Origin of the sequence: Gordonia sp. SID5947 (assembly GCF_009862785.1) — a bacterium.
GTDB lineage: Bacteria > Actinomycetota > Actinomycetes > Mycobacteriales > Mycobacteriaceae > Gordonia.
The window spans coordinates 1,102,689-1,117,263 of record NZ_WWHU01000001.1 but is presented as its reverse complement, the minus strand read 5'-3'; the positions used below and the strand labels follow the sequence as shown (position 1 = coordinate 1,117,263).

General features: G+C 68.3%; 7 protein-coding genes and 2 pseudogenes. 7 read left to right on the top strand and 2 right to left on the bottom strand.

From position 1 onward, the window contains the following. Positions 1-1,664, bottom strand: a pseudogene (locus GTV32_RS05155) (DUF885 domain-containing protein). Continuing rightward, positions 1,661-2,527, bottom strand: coding sequence for a neutral zinc metallopeptidase (locus tag GTV32_RS05150; RefSeq protein ID WP_161059214.1), 867 nt, complete (start codon positions 2,525-2,527; stop codon positions 1,661-1,663). Before GTV32_RS05150 ends, GTV32_RS05155 begins: the two are co-directional and overlap by 4 nt. A 228-nt stretch (positions 2,528-2,755) precedes the next feature. Here GTV32_RS05150 and aspS point away from each other — a divergent pair, with 228 nt between their 5' ends. The 7 genes and pseudogenes from aspS (at position 2,756) to ruvX (ending at position 14,482) form a co-directional block, all read left to right on the top strand. Beyond that, entirely contained in the window at positions 2,756-4,573 is a 1,818-nt protein-coding gene (gene aspS / locus GTV32_RS05145; RefSeq protein WP_161059213.1) for an aspartate--tRNA ligase, read from the top strand. A 51-nt stretch (positions 4,574-4,624) separates the two neighbouring features. Continuing rightward, complete coding sequence (locus GTV32_RS05140) at positions 4,625-7,396, top strand: circularly permuted type 2 ATP-grasp protein (protein WP_161059212.1); 2,772 nt, start codon at positions 4,625-4,627, stop codon at positions 7,394-7,396. A gap of 26 nt (positions 7,397-7,422) precedes the next feature. Beyond that, positions 7,423-8,328 (top strand): transglutaminase family protein, encoded by a 906-nt coding sequence (locus GTV32_RS05135; protein ID WP_161062356.1) that lies wholly within the window; start codon positions 7,423-7,425, stop codon positions 8,326-8,328. A gap of 199 nt (positions 8,329-8,527) precedes the next feature. Beyond that, a pseudogene (locus GTV32_RS05130) lies at positions 8,528-9,687 on the top strand (hypothetical protein). A 9-nt stretch (positions 9,688-9,696) separates the two neighbouring features. After that, positions 9,697-11,094 (top strand): replication-associated recombination protein A, encoded by a 1,398-nt coding sequence (locus tag GTV32_RS05125; protein WP_161059211.1) that lies wholly within the window; start codon positions 9,697-9,699, stop codon positions 11,092-11,094. Positions 11,095-11,375: 281 nt separating this feature from the next. Further along, complete coding sequence (alaS, locus tag GTV32_RS05120; RefSeq protein ID WP_161059210.1) at positions 11,376-14,054, top strand: alanine--tRNA ligase; 2,679 nt, start codon at positions 11,376-11,378, stop codon at positions 14,052-14,054. Then, complete coding sequence (gene ruvX, locus GTV32_RS05115) at positions 14,051-14,482, top strand: Holliday junction resolvase RuvX (RefSeq protein ID WP_161059209.1); 432 nt, start codon at positions 14,051-14,053, stop codon at positions 14,480-14,482. Before alaS ends, ruvX begins: the two co-directional genes overlap by 4 nt. Positions 14,483-14,575 lie beyond the last annotated feature (93 nt).

The window sequence follows — 14,575 nt, the reverse complement described above, 5'->3', positions numbered from 1 at the left end:
TCAGGTGCGGGTGACCTCGTCGACGAGGACGTCGAGGGACACCCCGCCGAGTGCGAGGGCCTCGCGGTGGAAGTCCTTGCGGGTCCAGTGCGGGTGGGTGCCGAGGGCGGCAGAACGGGCCTGCTCCCAGACCCGTTGTCCGAGTGCGTACGACGGTGCCTGTCCGGGCCAGCCGAGGTATCGGTCGAGTTCGAACCGCAAGACCGAATGGTCCATCGCGACCGAATCGGTGAGGAACCGCCAGGCCTTGTCGGCATCCCACACTCCGCCGCCGAGAGCCGCGGGGGCGGGTTGCCCACAGTGCACACCGATGTCGACCACGACGCGTGCTGCCCGCAACCGTTGTGAGTCGAGCATGCCCATCCGATTGCCGGGGTCGTCGAGCCAACCGATTTCGTCCATGAGGCGCTCCGCGTAGAGCGCCCAGCCTTCGCCGTGGCCCGAGGTGAACGACGCCAGTTTCCGCCAGGAATTGAGGTCGGCGCTGACGATGGCCGAGCCGAGTTGCAGATGATGTCCGGGGACGCCTTCGTGGAAGACGGTGGTCGTCTCCTGCCAGGTGTGGAAAACGGTCTGCTCCGGCGGAACCGACCACCACATCTGTCCCGGGCGTACGAGATCTGCGCTCGGCTGTGTGTAGTAGATGATCCCCGTCGACGACGGGGCCAGGCGGCATTCGAGTCGGGACAACCGGGGTGGGATCTCGAAGTGGGTACCGGACAGGCCGTCGACGGCCCGATCCGACAGGTCCTGCATCCACCTCACGAACTCGTGACGATCGCGAATGGCGTACTGCGGCAAGGTGTCCAGATGCGACAGGGCCTCGCGCACGTCTCCGCTCGGCACGAGATCACGAGCGATCGCGGATTGCTCGTCGATGATCGAGGCGAGGTGATCAAGACCCCACGCGTAGGCCTCGTCGGGATCGACGTCGCTGCCGAGATGGACGGGGAGATACCGGAGGTAGCGTTCCCGCCCGACCGCATCGACATCCGTCGCCGTGGGCGCCACCTCGGTCCGCAGGACCGCCGCCAAGGCGGCGAAGGCCGCGTCGGCGTCCTCGAGCGAGCTGCGGAGGTGATCGGCGAGGGAGGCATCGCCGGCCATCGCGGTGGCGGAGGACTCGATGGCCGCGGCCGCGCCCCGGGCCTGAGCGGCGACGAGCTCGACCTGGCGTAGTGCCGCCGCAGGCCCATGTGCCACCCGGTGCCGGAGACCGTCGATGACGGTGTCCACACATTCGGGAACGGCCCGCAGTCGGGCGAGGAACACCTCCCGCGATTCCGTGGTGTCGGTGGGCATGAGATCGAAGACATCGCGAATCGCCTGCAAGGGCGACGCGATCACGTTGCACTCGCCGATCCGCTCGCCGGCGTCCCCGAGGGCGATCTCCCGTCGAAGTGCGGCCGTCATCGTCGCGACGGTCACCCGGTCGACGTCGTCGGACACCGGCGCCGCCGCCAACGCGTGCACGGCGCCGCGTGCCAGTGACACCCGCGCCGCGCAGGCGTCGGGGAGAAGTCGGTCAGCAGGTGGTCGTGTCCGCCGACACCGATCTCGGTCGCGAAGAGCGGGTCGTGCCGTACCTGGTCGGCGAGATGGGCATCGGCCAGGCGATCGACGGGCGTCGGACGTCGCGTGGCGCCCGGGCGCGGCTCGCTCACAGATCGTTGGTGGCGAACGTGTCGCACCGGCCGGGGTCCCCGGACCGGTACCCGATGGTGAACCAGCGGGATCGCTGCTGAGCTGATCCGTGCGTCCATCCCTCGGGGTTCGAATCGGCGCCCTGGATGGTGTCGTCGCCGATTGCTTTCGCGGTCTGGATGACACTGGCGATCTGCTGCTGGGTCAGCGGTTCGAGCATCGCGTCCGGCCCCTTGTCGGCGTGGTATGCCCACACCCCGGCCAGACAGTCCGCCTGCAACTCGACGCGCACCGATCCCGACAGCGGGCCCTGCGACCCCATCCGGTTGCCCTTCTGGAGCGCTCCGGTCAGATTCTGGACGTGGTGGCCGTACTCGTGTGCCACCACGTACTCCTGGGCGAGCGGCCCGTCACTCCCGCCCATCTGCTCGAGCTGGGCGAAGAACGACGGATCGATGTACACCGTCTGGTCGGCCGGACAATAGAAAGGCCCGGTCGCCGAGGTCGCCGCGCCGCATCCGGTGGCGACCGAGCCGGTGAAGATCTTGGTCCCGGGCGGTGTGTAACCGCGCATCTCCTCCGACCACACCTTGTTGAGGCTGTTGGTGGTCGCGACGATGCGGCAGACGGAGTCGGTGTTGGCCTTCTCGACGGTGCACGACCGGATGTGCTCGTCGAGCTCGGCGGCGCTCTGGCTGGAGACGGTGTCACCACCGAGGCCCGCACCGCCGGTGACCGACCCGGGGTCGATCCCGAAGAACAGAGCCACCAGGGTGATGATCAGTCCGGCCCCGCCGCCGAGCGCGATGCGCGCCCCGCCGCCTCCGCCACCGCCCCCTGAGACGCCGCTGGTGTCGAGTGGACCGTCGCCCTGAAAAACCATGTCGCTCCTTGTCGCGGCTGCGCGCCGTCCACACCCACGGCCGGGTGAGTCCGAGTTCGGCACGCTCGAGCCTATTCGCCGCCACGGCGGTCGTGAGGAGATCGGAGTCGATGCCGGGTCCGTGTTGTCGCGGCCGATGTCCGGCGGACGGCCGGGTGCAGGTCACCCGAGGTCACGACAGTAGGATTGGCCGAGATTCACCACGTATCCGTTTGGGAAGGACTCTGAGTGCTCCGCACGCATCTCGCCGGTTCGCTTCGCCGCGCCGACGCCTCGCAGACCGTCACCGTCGCCGGTTGGGTCGCGCGTCGTCGCGATCACGGGGGCGTGGTCTTCATCGATCTGCGCGACAGCTCCGGGCTGGTCCAGGTCGTCTTCCGGGACGAGGCCGTTGCCGAGGCAGCCCATCGGCTCCGGGCCGAGTTCTGCGTCGCGGTGACCGGTGTCGTCGAGGAGCGCCCGGCGGGCAGCGAGAACCCGAACCTGTCGTCCGGCGAGATCGAGATCAACGCGGTGAGCCTCGAGGTGCTGAACGCTTCGGCGGCCCTGCCGTTCCAGCTCGACGAGGCGCCCGGCGAGGAGGCGCGTCTGCGGTATCGGTACCTCGACCTGCGTCGCGAGGGCCCGGCGCACGCGCTGCGACTGCGGTCCAAGGTGAACGCGGCCGCGCGCGGTGTGCTCGCCGGTCACGACTTCGTCGAGGTCGAGACCCCGACGCTGACGCGGTCGACCCCGGAGGGCGCCCGTGACTTCCTGGTGCCGGCACGCCTGCAGCCGGGCACCTTCTACGCGTTGCCGCAGAGCCCGCAGCTGTTCAAGCAGTTGCTCATGGTGGCCGGCATGGAGCGCTACTACCAGATCGCGCGCTGCTATCGCGACGAGGATTTCCGCGCCGACCGGCAGCCGGAATTCACCCAGCTCGATCTCGAGATGAGCTTTGTCGATCAGGACGACGTCATCGCGCTCGCCGAAGAGGTTCTGGCTGCGCTGTGGAAGCTGATCGGCGTGGAGATCACCACCCCGATCCCACGCATCACCTACGCCGATGCGATGCGGCGTTACGGGAGTGACAAGCCGGATCTCCGGTTCGGTCTCGAACTCGTCGAGTGCACCGACTATTTCGCCGACACCCCGTTCCGGGTGTTCCAGGCACCGTACGTCGGTGCCGTCGTCATGCCGGGTGGGGCGTCGCAGCCGCGTCGCCAACTCGACGCGTGGCAGGAATGGGCGAAGCAGCGCGGGGCCAAAGGTCTTGCCTATGTCCTCGTCGGCGACGACGGCGAACTCGGTGGTCCCGTCGCCAAGAACCTCTCCGAGGAGGAGCGTGCGGGCCTGGTCGCACACGTGGGCGCCGAGCCGGGCGACTGTGTGTTCTTCGCCGCCGGGCCGGCCAAGGCGCAGCGCGCCCTGCTGGGTGCCGCGCGCGGTGAGATCGCCGCACGGCTCGGGCTGATCAAGGACGGTGACTGGGCCTTCACGTGGGTGGTCGACGCCCCGCTGTTCGAGCCCGCCGACGATGCGACCGCCTCCGGTGATGTCGCAGTCGGATCCGGCGCATGGACCGCGGTGCACCACGCGTTCACCGCACCCAAGCCGGAGTCGCTGGACGTGCTCGAGACCGATCCCGGGGCAGCCCTGGCCTACGCGTACGACATCGTCTGCAACGGCAACGAGATCGGCGGCGGATCGATCCGTATCCACCAGCGTGACGTGCAGGAACGAGTTTTCGAGATCATGGGCATCAGCCATGACGAGGCACAGGAGAAGTTCGGCTTCCTTCTCGACGCCTTCGCCTATGGCGCCCCGCCGCACGGTGGAATCGCCTTCGGCTGGGACCGGATCACCGCGTTGCTGGCGGGGGAGAACTCGATCCGTGAGGTGATCGCGTTCCCGAAGTCGGGTGGCGGCGTCGATCCGCTCACCGACGCACCCGCGGCGATCACGCCGCAGCAGCGCAAGGAGTCGGGTATCGACGCCAAGCCGGTTGTCCGGAAGAAGCCGGACGGCGAGGGTGCGGCGCAGGAAGCAGGCCCCGGCGGCGCCTGACCGCCGGGTACCGACGGTGCTCCACGCGCGCCGGGCACGTACAGTTTTCCGGTGATCGTTTCGTCCGGTGGCCCGGCCGGGAATCGACTGCCCGGGGTCTTCGACGGGTACCGGTCCGATGGCTCTGCGCTATTCGATGTCGAGGGCCTGCCCGGTGGTGCTGACGCGCCCGGTTCGTCGGCTGCGCCCTTTGACGAGGTCGTCGACGGGCGTGGTCGGACGAGACCCGCCTGGTCGGATCTGGTGGCGGGTTATGCGGCGCGCGGCGACGACCGATTGCGAGGCGCGGCGGCGCGCCTGGCCACCGCAGTCAGCGACGAAGGCGTCATCTACAACGAGTTCGATGGCGCCGAGACCGTCGCCCGCGATTGGCAGGTCGACCCGGTACCGCTCGTCGTCGACGGGCTCGAGTGGACGCAACTGGAGAAGGCGGTCACCCAGCGGTCGATGCTGCTCGATCTGCTCCTGCGTGACATCTATCGCGATCAGAAGACGATCCACCGCGGTCTCATCCCGCCCGAGATGGTGTTCGGGCACCCCGGCTACATCCGGAAGGCCGCGCGAATGGAGGTCCCCGGACCGCACGCGTTGTTCTTGCACGCCCTCGATCTCGGGCGTGCGTCCGACGGCCGGTTCGAGGTGTACGCCGACCGGACGCAGGCACCGTCGGGGATCGGTTTCGCGATGGTCGACCGTCGACTGCTCTCCCACACCTTCCCGCAGCTGTTCCAGACCGTTGCACCAAGGCCCATCGCGACGTTCGCCGGGACGTTGCGGCTCGCCCTGTTCGACTACGCCCCGGCCGGCGTCGAGGAGCCCACGGTTGCGGTGCTGAGTCCCGGGAGCATGTCGGAGACAGCCTTCGACCAGGCCTACCTCGCATCGGTGCTGGGCTTCCCGCTGGTCGAGGGCGGTGACCTGACGGTGCGCGACGGTGCGGTGTACATGCGGTCGCTGGGCAAGTACAAGCGCGTCGACGTGCTGCTTCGCCGAATAGACGCCGAGTATGCCGACCCGCTGGATCTGCGGACCGACTCCCGGCTCGGTGTCGCGGGTCTGGTGGAGGCGATCTCACGCGGCACGGTCACCGTAGTCAACACCCTCGGCAGCGGCGTGCTCGAGAACCCGGCACTTCACACGGTGCTGGAACGACTCGCACCGGCGCTGCTCGACGAGGATCTCGCGCTGCCGTCGGTGCCGACCCTCTGGGCAGGCGATGACCTGCAGCGCACCAAGATCCGCGCCGATCTCGACGAACTGCTGCTGTCCAACTTCGCCACCGACGAAGAGCTGATCGGCCCGATGCTCGACGCGGCCGGCCGTGCCGACCTCGCCGCCCGGATCGAGGCACACCCGTGGCAATGGGTCGCCCGGACGCTGCAACCCGTGTCGATCGCACCCACGATGACAGCCGGCCGCATCACGTCGGAACGCACCGGAGTGCTGCGCGCTGCCCCGGTCGGACTGCGCGCCTTCAGCGTCGCGCAGGGGCCGACATATGCGGTGATGCCGGGCGGACTCGGGATGGTGCTGGCCGACGGGGTCGAGGGCGCGGCGCAGCGGACGGTTGCGGCGAAGGATGTCTGGGTGACCAGCGCCGATGTCGGTGGCCATGTCTCGCGCAAACCGGGTACACGGTCCGCGGTCGGTGAGAAGACGGTGGCGGCACCACGTCCGGCCCGTGCACATCGCGGCGTCGGCTACCACGACGTCGCCGCGGCGGCCAGCCCGCGCGTCCTTGCCGACCTCTTCTGGCTCGGGCGCTACGGCGAACGGACCGAATCGACGACGCGTCTGGCAAAGGTTGCGAGAGAGCGTTATCAGGAGGTGCAGTACCGACCGTGGATGAGCGGATCGGCCGCCGTGCCGCTGGTGCTGCACGCCGTCGCGCGCGTGACCGGCACGGCGCTCTACCTCGGCACCGCCGACCTCGCCGCCGAGCACGAAGACCGCCCGGCCGAGCCGGGGCGGGTCAACGAGGCGATCGCGAAGATCACGGATCTGACCATCGCGCGCTCGGTGGCCGGGACCATCGCACACTCGGCCGATCGGCTGGTCGCCACGGCGCGAGCGGTCCGCGACCAGATGTCGACGAGCACCTGGATGGTGCTGGCGCCGGTCGAACGGGCGATCGAGCAGCTGAGCCGGCAGGTCCGCGCGGCCCGCGCCGCATCCGATCCCGCCTCGGCAGCCGTCGACTCGACGCTCGAACTGGGCGCTGACCTCGGCCGCACACACGACGAGGTCCTCCACGGTGTGCTCGGGCTGGCGGGTCTCCAGGCCGACTCGATGGTGCACGATCCCGGGTGGTTGTTCATGGACATCGGCCGGCGCATCGAACGGACGATCACCCTTGCCGACCTCGCCGCGGCGCTGTTCGTCGAGGAGCAGGACCGCGAGGTCGAGCAGGCACTGCTGGAGACCTATCTGGTGGCCAACGAGTCGTCGGTGATCTACCGCAGGCGCAACCGTGGTCTCTACCAGTTCGGCGCGGTGGTCGGCCTGTTGTTCTTCGACGAGACCAACCCGCGCGCGGTGATCTACCAGCTCACGCAGTTGCGCGACGACCTGACCGCGTTGCCCGATGAACTGCGCTCGGTGGGCGCCGAACGGATCGTCGAGGAACTGACCGCCGAGTTGCGCCGTTCCGATCCGGACGATCTCGCCGCCGTCGACGGTGACGGCCGGCGTGCACAGTTGCGTGATCTGATGGCCGACCTGGGCGGTGGAGCGCGCGATCTCTCGGACATCCTGACGCGCACCCGCTTCGCGTTGCCGCAGCAGGCGCAGCCGATCTGGGGCGGGGGAGGTGAGAGCGCGTGACCGACCCGCGCCGTCGTTACCAGGTCATGCACCGAACGACCTACACCTATGACGACGTCGTGTCGGCGTCGTACGGACGCTGTCACCTGACTCCTCGCGAACTCCCGCATCAGCGCGTGCGCGCAGCGGAGGTGACCATCGAACCCGAGCCCGACGACTGGTCGACGGGTGTGGATGTCTACGGGAACAGCGATTCGTACTTCCATGTCCGGACCGACCACGACGAGTTGGTGGTCACGGCGACCTCGCTCGTGGAGGTGGATCCACCAGATGCGGGCGTACCGCTGTCGCCGGCGGCACGCGGCCCGTGGGAGCAGGCCAGGCCGTCCGCGGTTGGTGTGGCGGGCGCCGGCGTGATGGAGTTCGTCCTCGACCTCCAGCCGCCGGAGATCACTCGTGCGGTGGCCGACTTCGCGGCCGATATCTTCTGGCCGGGCCGTCCTCTGATCGAGGCCGTGACCGACCTCAACTCGCGGATCCACCGCGAGTTCACCTACAAGTCGGGATCGACGGCGATCAGCACCCGGGTGGACACCGTGCTGGAGCGGCGCATGGGGGTCTGTCAGGATTTCGCCCGTGTGGCCATCGCATGCCTGCGATCGGTCGGCCTGGCGGCACGGTACGAGTCGGGCTACCTCGCCACCGACCCGCCACCGGGCCGGGAACGGATCTTCGGTGCCGACGCGAGCCATGCGTGGGCAGCGGTATGGCTGCCCGACGATCGGTGGCTGGCCTTCGACCCGACCAACGACAAGTTCGTCGACGAACGACACGTGACCGTGGCCTGGGGTCGCGACTACGACGACGTCCCACCGCTGCGCGGGGTGATCTACACGGAGTCGAAGAAGAGTCGGATCGACGTGTCGGTGGACGTCAGTCCGATCGATGTGTCCGAGATCACCGATGGACCGTCCCGGGCGGGTGCCGACTAGCGTCGACCGCCCGGTCGGCCCGGATCAGCCGAACAGATGACACCCGTCGGCGGGGGGCTGGACCTCCACATGACCTTAGTTGTGCGAGACGGGATCTGGCATCGACCGAGGTCGACGGGGTTTGTCAGTGGCAAATGCATTGCAGATGGATCAAGAGTCGTGACGCCGTGTTCGGCGATTGGGTAGGTTGGTGGATGACATGACGGTAATAACTGAGAGTCGCATCGCCGGTGTGGTGCGCGCGGCCGAGGCGGTTCTCTCGCATCGGGCCGGTTCCCCCGTCTCCCTCGCAGACCCCGAAGACCTCGGGGTAGTGGTCGCACCGTCGTGGTGCGAGCGAGGGTGGCGGTCAATCCTTTGTCGATGGATCGCACGTTGGTGATCAAGGCGCTGCCTGCCGACGAGGATCCGCGCGCGTTCCACCGCGAGCTCGCCTCCTACAAATACGCCACCGCGCTGCCGACCGAGTCGCGCCCGGGGCCCCAGCTGATCGCATCCGACCCCGATGTGCGGGTCCTCGTTCTCAGCGATCTCGGGCACGGACGCTCCCTGACCTCCCTGTTGTCCGGAACCGACGTCGTCGAGACGTCACATGCGGTCAGTGCCTGGGGCCAGGCGCTCGGCCGGATGCACGCGGCGACGGTCGGCGGCGAGGTGGACTTCCTGGCGATCCTGCGGCGCGGAGCCAACGGTGCCGATGATGTCGACCTGCTCGGCGAGACGGCCGCGCGGGCGGTCGAGGACGCGCCTGCGCTGACCGATCGGCTGGGTGTGGATCTGCCGGAGGACGTGGCGAAGCGGTTGACGATCGCCTGCTCGCTGTTCGCCGACGGAGACCACCGGGCCTTCAGCCCCTCGGACGTCGGCGCAGAGAACATCCTGCTCAACGACGAGGGTGTGCAGTTCATGGACTACGAGTGGGGCGGTTTCCGCGACGCCACCCTCGACATCGCGTACGCGCTGGTGACCTTTGCTGCGCAGTTGTCCCACGTCAACGTCGACCACCGCGCCGACCTCGAGATCGCGATGGTCGACGCGTGGCGATCCGAGGTCTATCCCATCTGGCCGGGACTCGGTCACGACGGTGAGGCCACCCGCAAGATCACCACTGCCCGGCTGCTGTGGACGTGGCTCTCCACGGTATGGATGCTGCCCGACGACGATCCCGGTGCTGTCGAGGACCCACGGTCGGGCCAGTCCGGCCAGACCCACGACTGGGCGCTGCACAGCAACGATCCGCGCGTGATCGTCGCGCGTTGGGCCGACCTGTCGGCCGCCGCGGTCCGGGCCGGTGAAGCGGAGATCGCCGAGTTCGCGTCCCGGCTCGGTGCGGCTTTGCAGCGCATCTGGCTCACCTGACGGGCCGCTGTGGAAGGGCTGTTCGATCCACCGGCGGCCGCCTCGGGCCCAGGCTCGGGCGGTCTCACGTCACCACCGGGTGCACATGCGCCGCTGGCGGTGCGGATGCGTCCGGAGTCGCTCGACGAGATCGTGGGCCAGCAGCATCTGCTGGGTACCGGATCGCCGCTGCGTCGGTTGATCAACGGCTCGGGTGCCGCATCCGTGCTGCTCTACGGGCCGCCGGGCACCGGTAAGACGACGATGGCCGCGTTGATCTCTCGTGCCACCGGCGGCAGATTCGAAGCGCTCTCGGCGCTGTCGGCCGGTGTCAAGGAGGTACGCGCCGTCATCGACGTGGCGCGGCGCAGGCTGATCGAGGGCCAGCAGACCGTGTTGTTCATCGACGAGGTCCATCGCTTCTCCAAGACCCAGCAGGATGCGCTGCTCGACGCGGTGGAGAACCGCATCGTGCTTCTCGTGGCCGCGACCACGGAGAATCCGTCGTTCTCGGTGGTCGCGCCGCTGCTGTCCCGATCACTCGTCTTGCAATTGCGATCCCTCTCCGACAGCGACATCCGTGAGGTGCTGCGACGCGCCGTCGCCGATCCTCGCGGCCTCGACGGTCGGGTCGAGGTCAGCGACGAGGCGATCGACCACCTCGTCGCGGTGGCGGGCGGTGATGCACGTCGTGCGCTCACCGGATTGGAGGCCAGCGCGGACGCGGCCCTGCGCGGAGACGACGACGAATCCGCCGCCGGAGACGGCCATCGCGCGGTCCTCGACGTCACCGAGGTGGAGGCGGCGATCGATCGGGCCGCGGTGCGTTATGACCGCGACGGTGATCAGCACTATGACGTGACCAGCGCGTTCATCAAGTCGATCCGCGGTTCCGATGTCGACGCCGCGCTGCACTACCTGGCGCGGATGATCGTGGCCGGCGAGGACCCGCGATTCATCGCGCGTCGGCTGATGATCCATGCCAGCGAGGACGTCGGGATGGCCGACCCGACCGCATTGCAGACGGCGGTGGCTGCCGCCCAGGTGGTGGCCCTGGTCGGCATGCCTGAGGCGAAGCTGGCGCTCACGCAGGCCACCATCCATCTGGCCACCGCGCCGAAGTCGGGGGGAGTGGTGTCGGCGATCGGAGCGGCGATCGCGGACGTGGAGTCCGGGAAGTCGGGCGCTGTGCCCGCCCATCTGCGCGACAGCCACTATGCGGGAGCCAAAGGACTGGGCAGCGGGATCGGATATCGATATCCGCACGACGACCCGGGTGGAGTGGTAGCGCAGCAGTACGCGCCCGATGACCTCGTCGGGGTCGACTACTACCTGCCGACCGATCACGGACACGAGCGCGAGATCGGTGCGCGGCTCGGCCGTCTGCGTTCCATCGTGCGCCGGGCGACGAGGGGCCGGGATCGATGATCCGGGAGCGACGATCCCGGATCGCCGCTCCCGTCGGAGAAGGGGTCGACCGGGTGATGCATCGCCGGTACGAGTCGCGGTCATGAGGTCAGTTTGCGATGTGTGCAGCCGGGACGCCGGGGTCGATGCGGCGGGGTCGGACCGGTCCGAGCGCGCGCGGCGACGGCCGGGAACCGGCGCGGATATTCGCCGGCGGTAGTCTGGAGTGTCGCCGACCGGTCTCGACCACCGGTTCGGACCACCAGACGGCAGACCCACCACCTCACCAAGGACGAACTCAGTTGCAGACGCATGACATCCGGCAGCGCTTCCTGGATCACTTCATCAAGGCGGGTCACACCGAGGTGCCGAGCGCCTCGTTGATCCTCGATGACCCGAACCTGCTGTTCGTCAACGCGGGCATGGTGCCGTTCAAGCCCTACTTCCTGGGCGAACAGACGCCGCCCTTCGACCGGGCGACCAGTGTGCAGAAATGCGTACGCACCCTCGACATCGAAGAAGTCGGCATCACCACGCGCCACAACACGTTCTTCCAGATGGCCGGCAACTTCTCGTTCGGTGACTACTTCAAGCGCGAGGCGATCAACTTCGCGTGGACGTTGCTCACCAACAGCGTCGACGACGGCGGATACGGGATCGCGGCGGACAAACTGTGGCCGACGGTCTACCTCGACGACGACGAGGCCGAGGCCATCTGGCGCGATGAGATCGGTGTACCCGCCGAGCGCATCCAGCGGCGGGGGCTCAAGGACAACTACTGGTCGATGGGGATCCCCGGCCCGTGTGGTCCGTGCTCGGAGATCTTCTACGACCGCGGGCCGGCGTACGGCAGGGAAGGCGGCCCGGAGGCCGACGAGGACCGCTACATCGAGATCTGGAATCTCGTCTTCATGCAGAACGTGCGGGGCCCCGGCGGCGGCAAGGAGGGGTACGAGATCCTCGGCCCGCTGCCGAAGAAGAACATCGACACCGGCATGGGGATCGAGCGGGTGGCGTGCATCCTGCAGGGTGTCGACAACGTCTACGAGACCGACCTGTGCAAACCCATCATCGATCTCGCCGCGCGTCTCACCGGCCGGGCCTATGGCGCCGGTTCGCACGACGACGACGTGAAGTTCCGGGTGATCGCCGACCACGCCCGCACCGCCACGCTGCTCATCGGTGACGGTGTGCTGCCCGGCAACGACGGCCGCGGTTACGTGTTGCGTCGACTGCTGCGGCGTGTGGTGCGGTCGGTTCGTCTCCTCGGAGCGGATCAGCCCACGATGGGTGATTTCATCAATCTCGTCGTCGACACCATGGCGCCCTCGTATCCCAACCTGGCCGAGCAGCGCACCCACATCGTCGATGTCGCGATCGGCGAGGAGGCGTCGTTCAGCAAGACGCTGGCCGCCGGCTCCAAGCTCTTCGCCGACGCCGCACAGGCAACCAAGGCCGCGCAGCACACCACCATCAGCGGTGACGACGCGTTCACCCTGCACGACACCTATGGCTTCCCGATCGATCTGACGCTCGAGATGGCCGCCGAGGCGGGGCTGTCGGTGGACCAGCAGGGTTTCACCAGTCTGATGGCCGAACAGAAGCAGCGCGCCAAGGCCGACGCGACCGCCCGCAAGACCGGCCACGCCGACCTTTCGGTGTACCGGGAGTTCCTCGACCGTGGACCGACCACCTTCACCGGGTTCGACGAACTCGTCTCGGAGGCAAGGGTTCTGGGGCTGGTCTCGGACGGCACCCGGGTGCGGAGTGCGTCGCCGGGCCAGGAGCTCGTCGTGGTGCTCGATCGCAGTCCGCTTTACGCCGAATCCGGTGGTCAGATGGCCGATGTAGGGACCATCACGACCGGAGACGGTGTGCGACTGCGCATCACCGACGTCCAGAAGGCCGGAAAGTCGGTGTGGCTGCACAAGGTCACCGTCGACGAGGGCGAGATCGCCGAGGGTGACGAGGTCATCGCGTCGGTGGATCAGACATGGCGCCATGGTGCGACACAGGGACATTCGGGAACCCACATGGTGCACGCCGCGCTGCGGGAGGTGCTCGGACCCACCGCGACCCAGGCGGGTTCGCTGAACCGCCCGGGATATCTGCGATTCGACTTCCATTCCGGAAAGCCGTTGTCGGAGAGTCAACGTCGCGAGATCGAGGAGATCAGCAACGCGGCGGTCGAGGCGAACTACCCGGTGCACACCTTCGAGACCGGGCTGACCGAGGCCAAGCAGATGGGTGCGCTGGCGCTCTTCGGCGAGAACTACGGAGACGTCGTCCGGGTGGTCGAGATCGGCGGGCCGTTCTCGATGGAGTTGTGTGGCGGAACGCATGTCGCGTCGTCGTCCCAGATCGGACCGGTCACGGTGATCGGCGAGTCGTCGGTGGGTTCGGGAGTCCGGCGTGTGGAGGCCTACGTCGGCATGGATTCCTTCCGTTTCCTGTCCAAGGAACGGGCGCTGATGGCCGGCCTGGCGTCGTCGCTGAAGGTGCCGTCCGAGGAGGTGCCGGGGCGCGTCGAACAACTGGTGAACCGACTGCGCGACGCGGAGAAACAGGTCGAGCGGCTGCGGGCGGATTCGGCGCGCGCGGCGGCCGGTGGGCTGATCGATTCCGCCGTCACGGCGGGTTCCACGCTGATCGTGGGCGGTCGGCTGCCGGACGGTCTCGACGCCAACGGACTGCGTTCGCTCGCAACGGATCTGCGTGGCAAGGTGGCCGAGCGGCCGGCGGTGGTCGCGCTGTTCTCGTCGTCCACCGACGGCGAGAACACGAAGGTGCCGTTCGTGGTGGCAACCACCGAAGCCGCTCGCGGGCTCGGTATCAAGGCAGGCGACATCGTCAAGGAGGTCGCCGGACTCGTCGGCGGCCGAGGTGGTGGAAAACCCGACCTGGCGCAGGGATCCGGGACAGATGCGGGTGGCGTCGACGCCGCGATGACCCGGCTGCGCGAACTCGTCCGGGACCGATGACGGGGATGCGCGGGCGTCGCGTCGGCGTCGACGTCGGATCGGTTCGCATCGGTGTCGCGGTGTGCGACCCCGACGGCATTCTCGCGACACCTGTCGAGACCGTCCGCCGTACACCGGGCGGCACCGCCGACATCGAACGAATTGCCGCCATCGTGGCGGAGTACGACGCCGTCGGGGTGGTGGTGGGTCTGCCCAAGACGTTGCGCAACGAGGACGGGAAGGCTGCCGGTCTGGCGCGCGAATTCGGCGATCAACTCGCGGAGCGCATCAGCCCCGTCGGTGTCGAATATCACGACGAGCGTCTGACCACGGTCACCGCGACCCAGGCACTGCGCGCGAGCGGCGTGAATGCGAAATCCTCGCGCGCCGTAATTGATCAAGCGGCTGCGGTCGCTATCCTGCAGGGGTGGCTGGATACGCGACGATGAGTTCTAGAGCCGTCCAGCCCCACGGCGCAGCACAATTCGCGATCTCGAACCAGCGGTGCAGTCCGATCGACCATCGCCGGAACCGGAGAGGAA